The sequence below is a fragment of the Arthrobacter sp. FW306-06-A genome, assembly GCF_021870055.1.
Lineage (GTDB): Bacteria > Actinomycetota > Actinomycetes > Actinomycetales > Micrococcaceae > Arthrobacter.
The window spans coordinates 1,441,655-1,458,003 of the sequence record NZ_CP084552.1 but is presented as its reverse complement, the minus strand read 5'-3'; the positions used below and the strand labels follow the sequence as shown (position 1 = coordinate 1,458,003).

Here is a 16,349-nt window from a genome sequence, read left to right as displayed (position 1 = left end):
GGTCCGGCCTCCCATACAACCGGTGCGATGTTTCGCTCCATGTACTGGCCTCCCCGATCAGCCGGCGGTTTTGCCTGCTGATGGATATAACGTAAATCCACAGCAGGTCATTTCCGCAACCATTTGGCGGCGATTTCTCCGGCGGATGTATGAACTCGTGGTGAACCGGGGGTTTCAGGCCCCAAAGCGCCGTTGCCGGCCCGCGTAGTCGCGCAGGGCGCGGAGGAAATCCACCTTGCGGAAGGCCGGCCACAGTGCCTCGCAAAAGTAGAACTCGCTGTAGGCGCTCTGCCACATGAGGAAGCCTGAAAGCCGCTGCTCCCCTGACGTCCTGATCACAAGGTCCGGGTCCGGCTGGCCGCGGGTGTAGAGGAAGCGTGAGATGTCATCGACGCACAGGTCATCGGCAAGCTTTGAGATGTCCATGCCCTTGGCGACGGCGTCATGGAGCAGTTCCCGGACGGCGTCCACGATCTCCCGGCGGCCGCCGTATCCCACGGCCACGTTGACGTGGATCTTCTCCCGGACGGGGGTCCTGGCGGTGAGCTTGTTGAGCCGCTCGGCCAGGTAGTCGGGAAGCAGTTCAGGAGCACCCATGGCATGGACAGAGATGTTGGCGTCCTCGTCCAGCCGGTCCAGCGTGTTGGCGATGATGCCCATCAGGAGGTCAAGTTCCTCGCTGGAGCGGTTCATGTTGTCCGTGGACAGCATGTAGAGCGTCACCACTTTGACGCCGAGTTCCTGGCACCAGCCGAGGAACTCGTGGATCTTGTCAGCGCCGGCCTGGTGGCCCTGGCTGGTGGGTGCATTGAACTGTTTGGCCCAGCGGCGGTTGCCGTCCACCATGACACCAATGTGCCGGGGAATCCGGTCCCTCGGGAGGTCCTTGAGCAGCCGGCGCTCGTAATAGCCATAGAGGAACCCGGGCAACTCCACGCGTCCACTCACCTGACTTTCCTGCCGTACGTACATCCACATCCTAGGCTACCGCCGGCGGGACCCCGGGATCGGCAGCATGGAACAACAACAGCGCAGCAATGTTACCGACGGGTAACTTACCGCCCCGTAAGTTATTCTGGGGGCATGGACAGCAACTCCCCCACGGACTCCCCGTCACCCCGGCCAGAGGACCGGAACGCCGACTCGAAACCGGAATCCAACGCCGTGGATGACGCCGCCGTCCGCCTGGCGGAACTGCTGATGATCAAGCCGAGGTGGCGGGGCTGGATCCACACGGTCACCGCGCCGCTGGCCCTGGCCGCGGGCATCATCCTGGTGGCCCTTGCGCCCACCCCGGACGGCAGGATCACCTCTGCCGTCTACGCTGCCACCGGCGTCCTGCTGTTCGGAGTCAGTGCGGTTTACCACCGCGGCAACTGGTCCCCGCGCGTGAAACTCGTCCTGAAGCGGCTGGACCACACCAACATCATGTTGGTGATCGCCGGCACCTACACACCGCTGGCATGGACACTCCTGGAACGCCAGCAGGCAGTGGTGCTCCTATGGGTGATCTGGTCAGGGGCCATCCTTGGCGTGCTCTTCCGGCTGCTGTGGACTGATGCGCCCCGCTGGCTCTATGTGCCCATCTACATCGCGCTGGGCTGCGGCGCCCTCTTCTACCTGCCACAGTTCTTCCAGGCGAGTGTCCCCTCGGCCGTGCTGATCTGCGTGGGCGGGGTCCTCTACATCACTGGCGCTGTTTTCTACGCCCTGAAGAAACCCAACTTCAGCTACCACCACTTCGGCTTCCACGAACTGTTCCACGCCCTCACGGTGCTCGCCTTCGCCGCCCACTTCGTGGCGATCGCACTGGCCGTCCTCGCCTAAAGCCGGCAGTCCTCTTCGAGGGACCGGACGCCCCCGCGAACATGCCTACTCGCGCGGCTGCGAAAGCCCGTTCGCCGGGCCGTTGCCCTTGAAGTCCGGCGCAGAAGGGTCCGCAGACGGGTGCGTGCCGTCGTCGAGCCCGTCCTGGACGTCCGCCGCGTCCACGTCTGCCGCAGCTGCCGCGGCCATGCGCTCTTCCTCCACCTGGGCGCGGTAGCGCACCCTGCGGATCCGCCGCACCATGTCAACGATGAGCAGGGCGGTTGCCACCACAAAGAAGGCCGTCATGATGAACCCCAGCAGGCCCGGCGTCACCTGGTCCTCGGAGATGCCGTCCCGCAGCGTGGGGGTGGGCATCGGGGTCGGCGTGGTGGCGAGGGTGAGGAGCAGAGAATGCACGGTGGATACCTTCTGGTGGAACGGATGCAGCAGGCAGCGGACGGATGGGGCCGTCACGGGCCCATCTTCTACGCGGGATAGAAATGGCCTGCCTTGTCTATCTTAGCCCCGCGAACAGGTCCTTCTCGGGGAGTTCCGATTGCACCCGGGAGTGGATCAGCGAATAGTCCTCCCACGGCCAGACGCGGCGCTGCATGTCCGGCGAAACGGCGAAGAAGAACCCGAGGGGGTCCACCTGGGTGCGGTGGGAGCGCAGCGCATCGTCGCGCATCTCGAAGAAGTCGCCGCAGTCAATCTGCGTGGTGGTGGGGTGCGCGGCCGGCGGCGGGGTGTGCCCCTCGGCGTCGGACTCCAGCCAGGCAGCCAGCCGCTCGGCGTAGGGCGACTGCAGCCCGGCCTCTTCCAGCGCAAAGTGCAGCGCGCGGAACCGCTCGGGGCTGAAGGCGCGGTCGTAATAGAGCTTGCTGGGTTCCCAGGCCTGCCCCGCGTCCGGATAGCGGCTGGGATCGCCGGCGGCTTCAAAGGCTTCCACCGCTACCCGGTGGGCCATGATGTGGTCCGGGTGCGGGTATCCGCCGTTCTCGTCATAGCTGAGGATGACGTGCGGTTTGAAGGAACGGACCAGCCGCACCAGGGGCGCTGCCGCTTGATGCAGCGGCAGCGTGGCGAAGGAACCGGCGGGCAGCGGCGGGAGCGGGTCGCCTTCGGGAAGGCCTGAATCGACAAAGCCGAGCCACCGCTGGCGGATGCCCAGAATGGCGGCGGCCCGCTGCATCTCGAGCCGGCGGGCGCCCGCCATGTCCCGCTTGGGGTGCGGTTCACCTTCGACGGCAGGGTTTTGGATGTCGCCCCGGGACCCGTCCGTGCAGGTTGCCACCAGGACGTCCACTCCGGCTGCCGCGTACATTGCCATCGTCGCAGCGCCCTTGCTGGACTCGTCATCCGGGTGGGCGTGGACCGCGAGCAGCCGGAGCGGCACCTGGGAGTTGCTGGACGCTGTCATGGAAGGGACGGCTCCTTATTTTTCTTTTGCGGCTAGTGGCAGCTTACGGATGATGGTCGCGGGAACATTGCCTCACCGGCAGTTGCAGCCACCGCAAGGCGGCGGCGGAAAGGGAACTAAACTGGTCTGGTGACTTCCCCGGACCAGCCGGCCCAACCCGCGCCCGCAGACACTAGCCTAGCCAATCGCTATGGTGCTAAAAAGCGCCGGCTCTCCCCCAAGGCCGCCCGGGCTGCGATCGCCGTCGCGATGGCCGCCGGCATCGGGTTCCTGGCCTGGGTCACTACCTCCAATTCCCTTTCCGGCGTGACGTACAAGGACGTGGGGTACAGCACCACCGATGCCACGCTCGCCGAGGTGGACTTCCAGGTCACCCGCGAACCGGGCAATCCGGTCAAATGCGCCGTGAAGGCGCTGGATTCCAAATTCGCGGTGGTGGGCTGGAAGGTGGTGGACATTCCGCCATCGGCGGCTGATGGAACGGCCGACGGCGGCAGGACAGTGGCCCAGCGCGTCACCTTGCGCACGGAGTCGGCGTCCGTGTCCGGCGTGGTGGACAGCTGCTGGATCCCCCGCGGAGAGTCATAGGGCATGTGATCTGCAACGCTTCCCTGTTGGGTTATCTCCAGAGGATTGACTACAATAGAGAGATACCTTTACCCCGCTGAGCTGGTTACTGTTCCACAAGTGGCCACCGTGGCGGGGTCTTTTGCATGTAGGACCACTAGAGGAGAAGTCCGTGTCTACCACCAACAGCGCATCTGCAGCCTGGCTGACCCAGGAAGCTTTTGACCGCCTGAAGGCAGAGCTGGACCACCTTTCCGGCGCAGGCCGGGCGGAGATCGTCCAGAAGATTGAAGCAGCGCGGCAAGAGGGGGACCTCAAGGAAAACGGGGGCTACCACGCGGCCAAGGAGGAGCAGGGCAAGATCGAAGCCCGCATCCGCCAACTGACGGCCCTGCTCCGCGATGCCCATGTGGGTGAAGCACCTGCCGATGACGGCATCGTGGAACCCGGCATGATCGTAGTGGCCAGGATCGCCGGTGACGAGGAGACCTTCCTGCTCGGATCACGCGAAATCGCGGGCGACTCGGACCTGGACGTCTTCAGCGAGAAGTCGCCCCTCGGTTCTGCCATCCTGGGCCACAAAGAGGGCGAGAGCCTCAGCTACGTCGCGCCCAACGGCAAGGAGATCAAGGTGGAGATCCTTTCCGCCAAGCCGTACACCGGCTAGCCCTGGCCCTGCACGGCACAAGCTGTGTGATGAGGCAGGAAGCCATGCCGGCTGAAGAGCGGCGGCCGTCCCCACAGGGACGGCCGCCGCTCTTCTTTTAGTTCATGGTGGGGCAGGCCGCGTTGAGGGCCTGCCCTTAGAGTCCCCGCCCAATGGCTGGGGTGCGCGGACGCAGCAGCAGGGCGGCCACCACCCCGCCGGCCGCACCGCCAAGGTGCGCCTGCCAGCTGACGTAGCCGGCTACGAAGGGCAATGCGCCGAGCAGGATGCTCCCGTAGCCCAGGAAGAGAACCACGGCGAGCAGGATCTGCCGCCAGCTGCGGTTGAAGAACCCTCGGACCAGGAGGAACGCGAAAAGCCCGAACACCAGGCCGGAAGCACCCACCGTGACACCGTTCCCGATGAGCCAGACCGTCAGGCCGCTGCCCAGCCAGCTGAAAGCCAGGGCGGTGAGGAAGACGCGCAGCCCGGAGAGGAACACCAGGAAGCCGAAGATCACCAAGGGCAGGCTGTTGGACAGGAGATGGTTCAGGTTTGCGTGCAGGAGCGGGAAGGTGAAGATGTCCAGCAGTCCGTCGGGGCTCCTGGGCCGCAGGCCGAAGGTCCGGGTGAGGGCGCGCATCATCAGCGTGTTGACCACTTCAATGGCGAACAGCAGGGCCAGGAAACCGCCCAGCACCACCAGTCCGCCCTTTGCGCGGGCCGCGATGGTCTGCCGCTCGGGGCTTCGCCCGTTACCGGTGAAGCCGTTACCCAATCCGGCCATGGCCGCTCCTAATGCACCACGATCGGCTGGAAACCCTCGGCACGCAGTGCGCTGAGGACCTGCTCCCCGTGCTGGTGGCCCTTGGTCTCCAGGTTCACGGTGATGGAGACGTCGCCCATGCTGATGGAGCCCCCCACCCTGGTGTGGTCAAGGCCGGTGACGTTGGCATCGTTTTCGGCGATGATGCGGGCGATGGTTGCCAGCGAACCGGGCCGGTCATCAAGCATCATGCGGACCGTCATGTACCGGCCTGCCGCGGAAAGGCCGCGCTGGATGACCTTGAGCATCAGCATGGGGTCGATATTGCCGCCGGACAGCACGGCCACCGTGGTGCCCGGGTTCTCGATCTTGCCGTCCATGAGGGCGGCCACGCCCACTGCGCCCGCGGGTTCCACCACCATCTTGGCCCGTTCCAGCAGGAAGATCAGGGCACGGGCCAGGGAGTCCTCGCTGACCGTGACAACGTCGTCCACCAGTTCCCGGATGATGCTGAAGGGCAGCTGCCCTGGCCGCCCCACAGCGATGCCGTCCGCCATGGTGGAGACCTTCTTGAGCGGCACCAGCGCATCTGCGGCGAGCGACGGCGGGTAGGCAGCCGCGTTCTCCGCCTGGACGCCGATGATGCGGATTTCCCGGCCAAGTTCGCGGGCGCGGGCCTTGATGGCCACGGCAACTCCCGCCAGGAGGCCACCGCCGCCCACACCCATGAGGACGGTGTCCACGTGGGGCACCTGTTCCAGGATCTCCAGGCCCACAGTCCCCTGCCCCGCCACTACGTCCACATTGTCGAACGGGTGCACGAAGACCATGCCGGTTTCATTGCTGTAGCGCTGGGCTTCGGCGAGCGCCTCGTCCACGTTGTGCCCGTGCAGGATGACTTCGGCGCCATGGCTCCGCGTGGCGGCAAGCTTGGGCAGTGCTACGCCCAGGGGCATGTAGATCCGGGCCTTGATGCCAAGACTTTTGGCAGCGACTGCAACGCCTTGGGCATGGTTGCCGGCGGAGGCCGCCACCACGCCGCGCTTCTTCTCGTCAGGAGAGAGCCGCGCCATCCGGACGTAGGCTCCGCGGACCTTGAACGAGCCCGCACGCTGCAGGTTCTCGCATTTGAAGTAGACGTCCCCGTCCACCATGCCGCCCAGCGCCCGGGACGACTCCACGGGTGTGCGCGCGATAATCCCATCAAGCAGCTTCTGCGCCTCAAGGACATCGTCCAGCGTGACGGGAAAGGTTTCAAGGATCTTCACGGACTACTCTCCTCTGGGTTCTGCCCCTGGGCCCTCCACGGAGGAGGAGGTGCGGGCATCACGGTGTTCGGCTGCAGTGCCGGCCGCCGTGTCCCTTCCTGCGTCGGATGCAGAGGGTGGTTCAACGTCCTGGATGGTGTTGTCCCCGCCCGCTCCGGCTGTAATGGGCTTCCCGGCGACAACCGGCACCTGTTCATGTTCCCACGTTCTGGCCGCGATGTAGCGAATGGCCGAGTTTGCTACGGCCAGGATGGGCACTGAGAACAGCGCGCCGGGGATGCCGGCAAGGTAGGAGCCGGCGGCGACGCTGAGGATCACGGCCACCGGGTGGAGCGATACTGCCTTGCCCATGACCAGCGGCTGCAGGATGTGGCCCTCAAGCTGCTGGACCGCGAGGACGATTGCCAACATGATCAGGGCGTTGACGGGTCCATTGGCCACCAGCGCCAGCAGGACGGCGACGGCGCCGGTCACCAGGGCGCCCACCACGGGGATGAACGAGCCAAGGAACACCAGCACTGCGAGGGGAAGCGCCAACGGGACGCCCAGGATAGCGGCGCCTACGCCGATGCCAAGGGCGTCGACGGCGGCGACGAACATCTGGATGCGCGCATAGCTGACCATGGAGGCCCACCCCTTGCGGCCTGCGCCGAACGTGGCGGCCCTGGCCTTGCGCGGAAGCATCCGGACCAGGAACGCCCAGATCCGGTCACCTTCCAGGAGGAAGAAGATGAGGATGAAGAGGGAGAGGAGCATTCCGGCTGCGAAGTGGCCGGCGGTGCTGCCGACGGACAGGGCCCCGCTGACGATGCTGCTGCTGTTGTTCTGCACCGCATCGGTGGCTTCCTTGATGTACTGGTCGATCTGGTCTGCGGTGAGATGCAGCGGACCTGCGGACAGCCAGTCCTGGACCTGCCGAACGCCTTCCAGCGCCTGCGAGTAGAGTTCGCTGAAGCCGACGGCCAGCTGCCTGCCCACCAGGGCGAGCGCACCGACAATGACTCCGATGAAGCCCAGGATGGTGACCGCGACGGCGAGCCCAGCCGGAAGTCCGCGCCGCTTCAGCCAGGCTGTCACCGGGCTGAGCAGCCCGGCGAGGAGGGCGGCCACCATGATGGGGATGATCAGGAGGGTGATGTGGCTGAGCAGCCACACCAGCGTCCCTGCCATCAGGAGGATCAGGCCCAGGCGCCATGACCAGGACGCCGCGATGCGGATTCCGTAGGGTATGTCCCTGTCCAGCTCACGGTCAGTCAGGACGCGCAGGGGCGCAGCCGCGGCCGCCGGTGCTGGAGCGGTACGGGCGGGCGCTGTATGGGCAAGGGTAACGTCGTCCTCTTTAGGCGTCATATCCCCATACTTCCCCAGCAGCGCCCCAATGCAAACTAGAGGCAGGGCAAACTACCGGCCCGCCCCGCCCGGCGTGTAGTCGATGCCCCATTCCATGCTGAAGGACTCTCCCGGGGGCAGCCATCGAAGGCCGTCACCGGAGTTGAACGCGTTGGCTGGTCCCGTCATGGGCTCCACCGCCACAGCGCGGGTCCGGCCCGGGTACAGCGTGCTCACATAGACGTGGACGTAGCGGCAGGCTTCATCCTGCCAGAGCGACACCGCGCTGCCGTCGGCCGCGGCCAGGGTGTGCCGGGCCTTTCCGTCCTCGTACTGCAGGTCGGTCAAGGCCACGTCCACGGCTATGTCCGCAACGTGCCGGCCGGAGCGGAAGTCGGTGTCCCCGTCCACGGGGGCAGAACTACGCGGGATCAGGCGCTCATCGGTCACCAGCCGGGTATCGGCGGCAACGGTCAGCTGCAGTTCCTCCACGGGGGCGTCGCCAACGCGCAGGTAAGGGTGCGCGCCGAGGACGAAAGGTGCAGCTGAAGCGGAATCATTGGTGAGGGTTTGCCGGACGTGCAGCCCCAGGTCTCCCGAGAGCTGGTACTCCACGCGGTGCCGCACCAGGAACGGGTAGCCGTGCTGCGGGAAGACTGCCGCCTCCAGTGCGACGGCGTGCCGGGACTCCCCCACCAGCGCGTAGCCGGTGTTGCGGAGCAGGCCGTGGCTGGCGTTGTTGCGGGACACCTCGGTGATGTCCAGTTGCTGCTTCCTGCCGTCCAGGATCCACTGCCCGTCCTCCACCCTGTTGGCCCAGGGCGCCAGCGTGATGCCGGCACCGCCGGGGGCGATCTCATCATCGCCATAGGTCTCGGTCAGCAGGACCTCTCCCCGCGTGAAGGAGCGGAGTCCGGCGGCAAGTTCGGTGACCACGGCAACGGCATCGCCGCGCCGCAGCTCGTATTGCCGGCCGGTAGGGCATGGCCGGGCTGCGGAGGGTGCGGTAGTTCCCTGTTCGGAAGAGGCTGTCATGGCCAATACCGTACAACGCGCGGCCCGGGTCTTCGCATACGCCGCACTGTTACTTTTTGTTGTTAACTATTCATTCTTGAGCGTTTATGCGAGACTTTTTGCATGACAGGGATTACCAGCACCACACTCTCCGACGGCCGGGAGCTGATCTACTTCGACGACGCCGGCACCACGACCTCGCGCGCGGAACACCTCACCACAGACCACCGCGGGCTGCCGCCGCGGGGTGAACCGGGCGAGGTCCGCTTCGATGCGCTGACGGACGAATGGGTGGCCATCGCCGCACATCGCCAGGCCCGTACCCACCTCCCCCCGGCAGACCAGTGCCCCATTTGTCCCACCACGCCGGGCAACGCTTCCGAAATTCCTGCCGCCGATTACGACGTTGTGGTCTTCGAAAACCGGTTCCCCTCCCTGGGGCCGGCCCTGGGACCGGTACCGGACGGCGCCGCATGGGGAACGAAAGGACCTGCCTACGGCCGTTGCGAAGTAGTGTCCTTCACCCCCGAACACACGGGGTCCTTCAGCGGCCTGACCCCGGAGCGCTCCCGCACGGTGATCGAGGCGTGGTCGCAGCGCACCGCTGCCCTCAGCGCCATGGAAGGCATCAAGCAGGTCTTCCCGTTCGAGAACCGCGGGGCCGATATCGGTGTGACGCTGCACCACCCCCATGGCCAGATCTACGCCTACCCATATGTCACACCGCGCGCAGGAGTCCTGGGTGCCGCCGCCAGGAAGTACTACGACGCAAAAAACGGCAGGGACACCCTGACCGGCTCGCTGCTGCGTGCCGAACGGGAAGACGGCAGCAGGATGATCCTTGAAGGCAATCACTTCAGCGCCTACGTGCCTTTCGCAGCCCGCTGGCCGCTGGAAATCCACCTCGTTCCGCACCGCCATGTCCCCGACCTGGCCGCGCTGGGCGCGGAGGAGAAGGATGAGCTGGCCCAGGTCTACCTGGACCTGCTCAAACGTGTGGATGCGCTGTACCCCACGCCAACCCCCTACATTTCCGCTTGGCACCAGGCGCCGCTGGACGACGTCCTCCGGCCGGCCGGCTACCTCCACCTCCAGCTGACTTCCCCCCGCCGGGCCGCCGATAAACTGAAGTACCTGGCCGGGTCGGAGGCAGCCATGGGCGCCTTCATCAACGACACGACGCCGGAAATTGTGGCGGAGCGGCTGCGCGCAGTGGTGGTCCCGCCGTCGTCCACGCCTGCTGCCGCCATGGCGGCCACCCCGGAAGGAGCCTCAGCATGAGCATTCAGGAACAGGACCAGGCCGGCACGGCACCTGCCGCCCGTGTAGACCTTGACGCCCGCTTCGAGCAGGAGTTCGGCAGCGCGCCCGACGGCGTATGGCAGGCTCCGGGGCGGGTGAACCTCATCGGCGAACACACCGACTACAACGAGGGCTTCGTCCTTCCCTTCGCCATCGACCGCACCGCCCGCGTGGCCGTTGCCGTCCGCCGGGACGACACCGTACGGCTGCTGTCCACCTACGGGGACCAAGGCGTGGTCAGCACCACCATCGGCTCGCTGCAGCCCGGCACAGCGAAGGGCTGGACCAAGTACCCCCTGGGCGTCGTGTGGGCCCTTCGGGAGAAGGGCATCGAGGTCCCCGGACTGGACCTGCTCCTGGACTCAAACGTGCCGCTCGGAGCCGGCCTCTCGTCGTCGCACGCCATCGAATGCGCGGTCATCACGGCCCTCAACGACCTCACGGGCGCCGGCCTGGCTGCCCAGGACATGGTGCTCGCCACCCAGCGGGCGGAAAACGACTTTGTCGGAGCGCCCACCGGCATCATGGACCAGTCCGCGTCGCTGCGCGGCTCAGAGAGCCACGCAGTCTTCCTGGACTGCCGGGACCAGACGGCAAGCCTGGTGCCCTTCGAGACGGGGCCCGCGGGCCTGGTGCTCCTGGTGATCGACACCAAGGTGTCGCACTCGCACTCTGACGGGGGCTACGCCTCACGGCGCGCATCCTGCGAGCTGGGCGCCGAAGTACTGGGAGTGAAGGCCCTGCGGGACGTCCAGGTGGGCGATCTTGAGGAGGCCAGCGGCCTGCTGGACGAGGTGACATTCCGGCGGGTGCGGCACGTGGTCACCGAGAATGACCGGGTGCTCCAGACCGTTGAGCTGCTGGGCGGCCCCGGCCCCAGCGCCATCGGTCCCCTGCTGGACGCCAGCCACGCCTCCATGCGCGACGATTTCGAGATTTCCTGCCCCGAGTTGGACCTGGCTGTGGACACCTCGCGGGCCAACGGGGCCATCGGCGCCCGCATGACGGGCGGCGGGTTCGGCGGAGCAGCCATCGCGCTGACCCCGGTGGACGCCGAACAAAAGGTGCGTGACGCCGTCGTGAAGGCTTTCGCCGACGCCGGCTTCACCGCACCGGACATCTTTACCGTCACCCCTGCCGCCGGGGCCATGCGGATTGCCTAGCCGGGAGGCGGCAGCATGATGCCTTAAACGGCCGAAGCTGCCTGGGTGCCTAGTCGTCGCCGCGGAGGATGGCCAGCAGGCGGATAATCTCCACGTACAGCCACACCAGGGTGACGGTCAGGCCAAAGGCCGCCGTCCAGGAGAAGCGCTGAGGGGCGCCGCTGCGGACACCCTCCTCAATGCTGGTGAAGTCCATGATGAGCGAGAAGGCAGCAAGCCCGATCGCCAGCAGGCCAATCACGACACCAAGCATTCCGCTGCGCAGGCCGAAGGGTTCGTTCGTCACGCCGGTCAGCATCATGACGAGGTTGACGATAGAGAAGAGGGCGTAGCCGCCAAGTGCGATCATGAAGAACCGCATGGCCTTGGGTGTTGCGCGCACCTTGCCGCTCTTGAAGAGAAGCAGGGTCACGGCGAACACCGAGAGCGTGCCCACAACCGCCTGCAGCCCTACACCGGGGTATTGCGTGTCCAAGATCCGGGTCAGGCCACCGAGGAAGAGTCCTTCCAAGGCCGCGTAGGCGAGGATCAGTGCCGGCGACGGCTGCTTCTTGAAGGTGTTCACGAGGGCCAGGACGAAGCCGCCCAGTGCGCCGACGATCATCAGCAAGGAGGCCAGCGGCAGGCCGACGGTGAGCGTGATGGCTGCGCCCACCAATACTGCACCGAGGCAGGCCGCGGTCTTCATGATGACGTCGTCAAAGGTCATGCGGCCGGTGTCTGCGGGACCGGCGGACGGCTGGGCGTACATCTGCCGCAGCTGTTCGTCGGTCATGTTCTGCGGCTGCGTGCCCCAGCCCTGCTGGCCGTAGGGTGCCTGGCCGTATGACGGCTGGCCGTACGGCGACTGGCCGTATGACTGCTGGCCGTAGGGAGCGCCATAAGGAGCCTGCGGGACAGGCGGTGCCTGGGTGGCTCCACGGAAACTCTTTCCGTTGAAGATCGGGTTGCCGCCAAGTGCCATTGCGGTGTTCCTCCATGTGGGTGTGGGTGATGGTTTTGTTACGCTACCAATTCCCACGTGGCGGCGGCCGGGAAAGTTCCCCAGGGGCCCGGTTGCAACCGAACCGTGACCGTTGCGTTGCTATGCGCACCGGGCCCCGTCAGCCGAACTATCCCACGCCCAGGTAGGCCTCCTTAACCGAGGGATCCTCCAGCAGCTCCTTTCCTGTGCCGCTGCGGGTGATCTCCCCCGTTTCCAGCACGAAGGCGCGGTGGGCGCCCGCCAGTGCCTGGTTGGCGTTCTGCTCCACCATCAGCACGGTGGTGCCCTGGTTGTTGATTTCCTTGATGATCCTGAAGATTTGGCGGATGAACTGCGGTGCCAGGCCCATGGAGGGCTCGTCCAGCAGCAGGAGCTTCGGGTTGGACATCAGGGCCCGCCCGATTGCCAGCATCTGCTGCTCACCGCCGGACATCGTGCCGCCGAACTGCTTCTCCCGCTCCTTCAGCCGGGGAAACAGGTCGAAGACGCGGTCCAGGTCCTTCGCCACGCCGCTCCTGTCCTTACGGCCAAAGGTTCCCATATCCAGGTTTTCCATGACGGTCATGCCGGGGAAAATGCCGCGCCCCTCGGGGGCCTGCGAAATCCCGTGCACCACCCGGATGTGGGCCTTCATCTTGGTGATGTCCTGGCCGGCAAAGGTGATCTTGCCTTCGGAACAGTTCAAGAGGCCGGAGATGGTGCGCATTGTGGTGGTCTTGCCGGCGCCGTTGGCACCGATCAGCGCCACCACTTCACCTTCGTCCACCGTGAAGGAAATGTCGCGCAGGGCCTGGATCCGGCCGTAGTGGACAGATACGCCCTCAAGCTCAAGCAACGTCATCTTCGGGCTCTCCTAGGTAGGCGGCAATAACGCGCGGATCCTCGCGGATCTCCCGCGGCAGTCCGTCCGCAATCTTCTTCCCAAACTCCAGCACGACAATCCGGTCTGTCACGCCCATCACCAGCTTCATGTCGTGCTCAATCAGCAGCACCGTGTAGCCCTCGTCCCTGATGGTGCGGATCAGCGCCATCAACTCCTCTTTTTCGGCCGGGTTGAAGCCGGCTGCAGGCTCGTCAAGGCACAGCACCTTTGGGTCCGTGGCCAACGCCCGTGCGATTTCGAGCCGGCGCTGGTAGCCGTACGGGAGTTGCCGGGACAGGACGTGCGCATGGCTGCCGATGCCCACGAAGTCAAGCAGGGCCATGCCGCGCTCGATGGCCGACTTTTCCTCCCTAATGTGCGTGGGCAGGCGCAGCAGCGCTCCGCCGACGCTGGTCCGGTGCCGTGCGTCCAGGCCCACCACCACGTTCTCCAGGGCAGTCATTTCGCCGAACAGGCGGATGTTCTGGAATGTTCGTGACAGGCCCAGGCGCGTGATCTTGTGCTGCTTGATGCCGTTCAGGACCTGGCCTTCCAGCACCACCTTCCCACTGGATGGTTTGTAGACGCCGGTCATCGCGTTGAAGCAGGTGGTCTTCCCGGCGCCGTTGGGGCCGATCAGCCCCAGGATCTCACCCCGCTTGATGTTGAAGCTGACGTTGTCCAGCGCCACCAGGCCGCCGAACTTAATGGTCAGGTTCTGCACCTCAACAATGTTGTCGCCCACCTTGACCGCAATATCGCGGTCCGGAGCCACCTTTTCTGCCAGTTCCTGGTCCACTCCGGCCTCGGCCAAAGCTTCCATGTCCAGTTCCGGCGCCACCGGAGCCGCGGTGCCCTCCTGGGTTGCGGCCTCGTGTGCCGGCTGCTCTTCCACGCTGCTGGAGCCTGCGTGCCTTTCCTCGGAGCTCATGCCTCCGCTCCTCTCTGCCCGGCGGCGCGGGTATCAGGACCGGGCGCCGGCGTGTCGGTGTCTTTGGGTTCGGTGGCATCGCGGCTGGCGACCTTGTTCAAAGCCGTCCTGCCGTACGCGAGCAGCCGCTGCCGGGCCGGAAGCAGCCCCTGGGAACGGAAGATCATGATCAGCACCAACGCAACGCCGAAGATCAGGTATTTGTACTCGGCGATGGCCGTGAACCTGAGCGGGATGTAGCTGACCAGGGCTCCGCCAAGAATGGCCCCTACCTTGTTGCCGGCGCCGCCCAGGACGACGGCGGCGAGGAACAGGATGGATGTGGTGACGTCGAACTTCTGGTTGTTCACGAACCCCACCTGGCCGGCGAACAAGGCACCGGACAGGCCGCCGACGGCAGCACCGATGGCGAAGGCCCACACCTTGTATTTGAAGGTGGGAACACCCATGATTTCCGCGGCGTCCTCATCTTCGCGGATGGCGATCCAGGCCCGGCCGACACGGCTGCGTTCCAGGTTGCCCACCAGGAGGGTGACGATGATGATGATGGTCAGCGTCAGCCAGTACCAGGGCACACCGTTTGAGTTGGAGAAAATGGGCGTGCCGTCAGCCGCGGTACCCGGCGGGTGTCCGACGTTCTGGAAGCCCACCTGGCCCTTCATGGCCGGGATGATCGTGGCCAGGATGCGGATGATCTCCCCGAAGCCGAGCGTCACGATGGCAAGGTAGTCACCCCTGAGACGGAGCGTGGGCACGCCCAGCATGACGCCGAAGAACATGGTGACCGCCATGGCCACCGGAAGCGTCCATAGATAGGGGATGTGCAAGTACGGCGAATCCGGGCTGGTCAGCATCGCCGCAACGTAGGAACCCACCGCGAAGAAGGCGACGTATCCCAGGTCCAGCAATCCGGCGTAGCCCACCACGATGTTGAGCCCAACTGCGATCAGTGCAAACCGGGCCATGTCGAAGCAGGCCAGGGCGAAGTTGTTGCCCGGTTCAGTAGTGAAGATCGGCGGGTTGATCAGCGGCAGCAGGTAGGCCAGCACCACCACAACCACCAGGAATGCCCATTGCTGTTGGCGGGACAGGGCCTGCCACCGGTCGGAGAAGTAGCCGGGCTTGCGTCTCCCCCGCTGAAGGTCGCTCCGCCCTGCGGCTTTGGCGGAGGCTTCGCGGTCCTCTGCCGCCTGCTCGGCCGCTGCTGTCTGCAGAGGCGTGGGGCCGTCCGTCATACTCATGCTTTGCTCCTTCCAAGGGAGGTGCCCAGGATGCCTTCGGGCCGCAGCAGCAGCACCAGCACCAGCACCACGAACGCCACGACGTCGGTCCACTGCGAGTTGCCCAGCAGGATCTGGCCGTAGTTGCCGATCAGGCCGAGCAGCAGGCCGCCCAGCAGGGCACCGCGGACGTTGCCGATGCCGCCCAGTACCGCGGCCGCGAACGCCTTGATGCCAAGGACGAACCCACCGCTGTACTGGACACCGGACGGGATCTTCATGACATAGAACAAGGCGGCGGCTCCTGCAAGCAGGCCTCCGATGACGAAGGTGGTAATAATGATGCGCTCTTTGTTGACGCCCATCAACGTGGCGGTGTCGGGGTCCTGGGCGACTGCGCGGATGCCGCGGCCGGTGCGCGACTTGCTGATGAACCTGTCGATGCCCACCATCATGATTACCGCGGCAATGATGATCACCAGCTGTTGGGAGTCGATGATGGTGCCGAAGACATCGAAGATGGGTGTGGGCCGGAACATCGTGAGGGCAAGCTCAGGGCTGGGACCACGCCACAGGTAGATCAGGTACTGGATGGTGAAGGAAGCGCCGATGGCGGTGATCAGGAAGACCAGGCGCGGGGCGTTCCGCCGGCGGAGGGGCTTGTAGGCGATGCGTTCCAGCAGGAAGGCCGTCACCGCGGAGGCAAGCATGGCCAGAACCAGCGCCAGCAGCAGGTTGAGGATGATGGCCCAGATATCGAGCCGGGGTGCGGAAGGGCCAAAGCCAAGGCTGCTGAGGGTGAAAAAGACTGCGTAGCAACCGACGATGAACACTTCCGAGTGGGCGAAGTTGATCAGGTTGAGCACGCCGTAAACCAGGGTGTAACCCAACGCTACGAGCGCGTAGATGGCTCCGAAGGTGAGGCCGTCAAAGGTGGCGCTCCAGAAGTTTTCGGCCAGGGACGGTATGTCGAAGGTAATCCAGTCGTTTTCCGTCGGGAGTAGTGGGACAAGAGTGGAAAGCATGGGAACGTCCTGATCCAGTTGCACGCGGCTTTGTGGGCCCGG

General features: G+C 65.5%; 17 protein-coding genes. 5 read left to right on the top strand and 12 right to left on the bottom strand.

The annotated features are described in order from the left end of the window. Nucleotides 1-174: 174 nt before the first annotated feature. A complete protein-coding gene (locus LFT49_RS06785; RefSeq protein WP_272910836.1) occupies nucleotides 175-936 on the bottom strand; it encodes an isoprenyl transferase in 762 nt (253 codons plus the stop codon). A 147-nt stretch (nucleotides 937-1,083) separates the two neighbouring features. On the opposite strand from LFT49_RS06785, the gene trhA reads away from it, so the two are divergent. After that, nucleotides 1,084-1,827 (top strand): PAQR family membrane homeostasis protein TrhA, encoded by a 744-nt coding sequence (trhA, locus tag LFT49_RS06780; RefSeq protein ID WP_237430123.1) that lies wholly within the window; start codon nucleotides 1,084-1,086, stop codon nucleotides 1,825-1,827. Between the two features lie 45 nt (nucleotides 1,828-1,872). Here the strand turns inward: trhA and LFT49_RS06775 are convergent, their stop codons facing one another. Both LFT49_RS06775 and mca read right to left on the bottom strand, forming a co-directional pair. After that, on the bottom strand, nucleotides 1,873-2,226 hold the full coding sequence (locus LFT49_RS06775; RefSeq protein WP_236802803.1) for a hypothetical protein: 354 nt from the start codon (nucleotides 2,224-2,226) through the stop codon (nucleotides 1,873-1,875). 97 nt (nucleotides 2,227-2,323) lie between these two features. Continuing rightward, nucleotides 2,324-3,229 (bottom strand): mycothiol conjugate amidase Mca, encoded by a 906-nt coding sequence (mca, locus tag LFT49_RS06770; protein WP_237430122.1) that lies wholly within the window; start codon nucleotides 3,227-3,229, stop codon nucleotides 2,324-2,326. Nucleotides 3,230-3,358: 129 nt separating this feature from the next. Between mca and LFT49_RS06765 the strand changes: the two genes are divergently transcribed. Continuing rightward, on the top strand, nucleotides 3,359-3,817 hold the full coding sequence (locus LFT49_RS06765; RefSeq protein ID WP_236801576.1) for a DUF4307 domain-containing protein: 459 nt from the start codon (nucleotides 3,359-3,361) through the stop codon (nucleotides 3,815-3,817). A 151-nt stretch (nucleotides 3,818-3,968) separates the two neighbouring features. Continuing rightward, nucleotides 3,969-4,463, top strand: coding sequence for a transcription elongation factor GreA (gene greA, locus LFT49_RS06760; RefSeq protein WP_236801575.1), 495 nt, complete (start codon nucleotides 3,969-3,971; stop codon nucleotides 4,461-4,463). Between the two features lie 136 nt (nucleotides 4,464-4,599). Here greA and LFT49_RS06755 read toward each other — a convergent pair whose 3' ends face one another. From LFT49_RS06755 to LFT49_RS06740, 4 genes are read right to left on the bottom strand one after another with little or no spacing between them, the layout of a single operon-like run. Next, nucleotides 4,600-5,229 (bottom strand): rhomboid family intramembrane serine protease, encoded by a 630-nt coding sequence (locus LFT49_RS06755; RefSeq protein ID WP_237430121.1) that lies wholly within the window; start codon nucleotides 5,227-5,229, stop codon nucleotides 4,600-4,602. An 8-nt stretch (nucleotides 5,230-5,237) separates the two neighbouring features. Further along, entirely contained in the window at nucleotides 5,238-6,476 is a 1,239-nt protein-coding gene (ilvA, locus tag LFT49_RS06750; protein ID WP_237430120.1) for a threonine ammonia-lyase, read from the bottom strand. Between the two features lie 3 nt (nucleotides 6,477-6,479). Continuing rightward, the gene (locus LFT49_RS06745) at nucleotides 6,480-7,826 is read right to left on the bottom strand and encodes an AI-2E family transporter (protein WP_236801569.1); all 1,347 of its coding nucleotides are present in this window, start codon (nucleotides 7,824-7,826) and stop codon (nucleotides 6,480-6,482) included. A gap of 51 nt (nucleotides 7,827-7,877) precedes the next feature. Then, nucleotides 7,878-8,840, bottom strand: a complete 963-nt coding sequence (locus LFT49_RS06740; RefSeq protein WP_237430119.1) for an aldose 1-epimerase family protein — start codon at nucleotides 8,838-8,840, stop codon at nucleotides 7,878-7,880. A gap of 102 nt (nucleotides 8,841-8,942) precedes the next feature. Between LFT49_RS06740 and galT the strand changes: the two genes are divergently transcribed. Beyond that, on the top strand, nucleotides 8,943-10,100 hold the full coding sequence (gene galT, locus LFT49_RS06735) for a galactose-1-phosphate uridylyltransferase (RefSeq protein WP_237430118.1): 1,158 nt from the start codon (nucleotides 8,943-8,945) through the stop codon (nucleotides 10,098-10,100). Further along, nucleotides 10,097-11,284: a galactokinase gene (gene galK / locus LFT49_RS06730; protein ID WP_236801564.1), complete on the top strand. Its 1,188-nt coding sequence runs from the start codon at nucleotides 10,097-10,099 to the stop codon at nucleotides 11,282-11,284. Before galT ends, galK begins: the two co-directional genes overlap by 4 nt. Nucleotides 11,285-11,333: 49 nt before the next feature. Here the strand turns inward: galK and LFT49_RS06725 are convergent, their stop codons facing one another. The 5 genes from LFT49_RS06725 to LFT49_RS06705 form a co-directional block, all read right to left on the bottom strand. Beyond that, on the bottom strand, nucleotides 11,334-12,248 hold the full coding sequence (locus tag LFT49_RS06725; protein ID WP_237430117.1) for a Bax inhibitor-1/YccA family protein: 915 nt from the start codon (nucleotides 12,246-12,248) through the stop codon (nucleotides 11,334-11,336). 148 nt (nucleotides 12,249-12,396) lie between these two features. Further along, nucleotides 12,397-13,110 carry an ABC transporter ATP-binding protein gene (locus LFT49_RS06720; RefSeq protein ID WP_236801561.1) on the bottom strand — a complete coding sequence of 238 codons (714 nt, stop codon included), beginning with the start codon at nucleotides 13,108-13,110 and terminating at the stop codon, nucleotides 12,397-12,399. Then, nucleotides 13,097-14,062, bottom strand: a complete 966-nt coding sequence (locus LFT49_RS06715; RefSeq protein WP_237430116.1) for an ABC transporter ATP-binding protein — start codon at nucleotides 14,060-14,062, stop codon at nucleotides 13,097-13,099. The genes LFT49_RS06720 and LFT49_RS06715 overlap by 14 nt, the downstream gene beginning before the upstream one ends. Next, nucleotides 14,059-15,303, bottom strand: a complete 1,245-nt coding sequence (locus LFT49_RS06710) for a branched-chain amino acid ABC transporter permease (protein ID WP_236821606.1) — start codon at nucleotides 15,301-15,303, stop codon at nucleotides 14,059-14,061. Before LFT49_RS06710 ends, LFT49_RS06715 begins: the two co-directional genes overlap by 4 nt. After that, on the bottom strand, nucleotides 15,300-16,307 hold the full coding sequence (locus LFT49_RS06705; RefSeq protein ID WP_236801556.1) for a branched-chain amino acid ABC transporter permease: 1,008 nt from the start codon (nucleotides 16,305-16,307) through the stop codon (nucleotides 15,300-15,302). Before LFT49_RS06705 ends, LFT49_RS06710 begins: the two co-directional genes overlap by 4 nt. Nucleotides 16,308-16,349: the final 42 nt, after the last annotated feature.

Bases quoted from the DNA above. Each gene is read 5' to 3' on its own strand.
- galT (WP_237430118.1), top strand. From the start codon at position 8,943: ATGACAGGGATTACCAGCACCACACTCTCCGACGGCCGGGAGCTGATC.
- LFT49_RS06715 (WP_237430116.1), bottom strand. From the start codon at position 14,062: ATGAGCTCCGAGGAAAGGCACGCAGGCTCCAGCAGCGTGGAAGAGCAG.
- LFT49_RS06740 (WP_237430119.1), bottom strand. From the start codon at position 8,840: ATGACAGCCTCTTCCGAACAGGGAACTACCGCACCCTCCGCAGCCCGG.
- LFT49_RS06745 (WP_236801569.1), bottom strand. From the start codon at position 7,826: ATGACGCCTAAAGAGGACGACGTTACCCTTGCCCATACAGCGCCCGCC.
- LFT49_RS06725 (WP_237430117.1), bottom strand. From the start codon at position 12,248: ATGGCACTTGGCGGCAACCCGATCTTCAACGGAAAGAGTTTCCGTGGA.
- mca (WP_237430122.1), bottom strand. From the start codon at position 3,229: ATGACAGCGTCCAGCAACTCCCAGGTGCCGCTCCGGCTGCTCGCGGTC.
- LFT49_RS06720 (WP_236801561.1), bottom strand. From the start codon at position 13,110: ATGACGTTGCTTGAGCTTGAGGGCGTATCTGTCCACTACGGCCGGATC.
- trhA (WP_237430123.1), top strand. From the start codon at position 1,084: ATGGACAGCAACTCCCCCACGGACTCCCCGTCACCCCGGCCAGAGGAC.
- LFT49_RS06755 (WP_237430121.1), bottom strand. From the start codon at position 5,229: ATGGCCGGATTGGGTAACGGCTTCACCGGTAACGGGCGAAGCCCCGAG.
- galK (WP_236801564.1), top strand. From the start codon at position 10,097: ATGAGCATTCAGGAACAGGACCAGGCCGGCACGGCACCTGCCGCCCGT.
- LFT49_RS06705 (WP_236801556.1), bottom strand. From the start codon at position 16,307: ATGCTTTCCACTCTTGTCCCACTACTCCCGACGGAAAACGACTGGATT.
- LFT49_RS06710 (WP_236821606.1), bottom strand. From the start codon at position 15,303: ATGAGTATGACGGACGGCCCCACGCCTCTGCAGACAGCAGCGGCCGAG.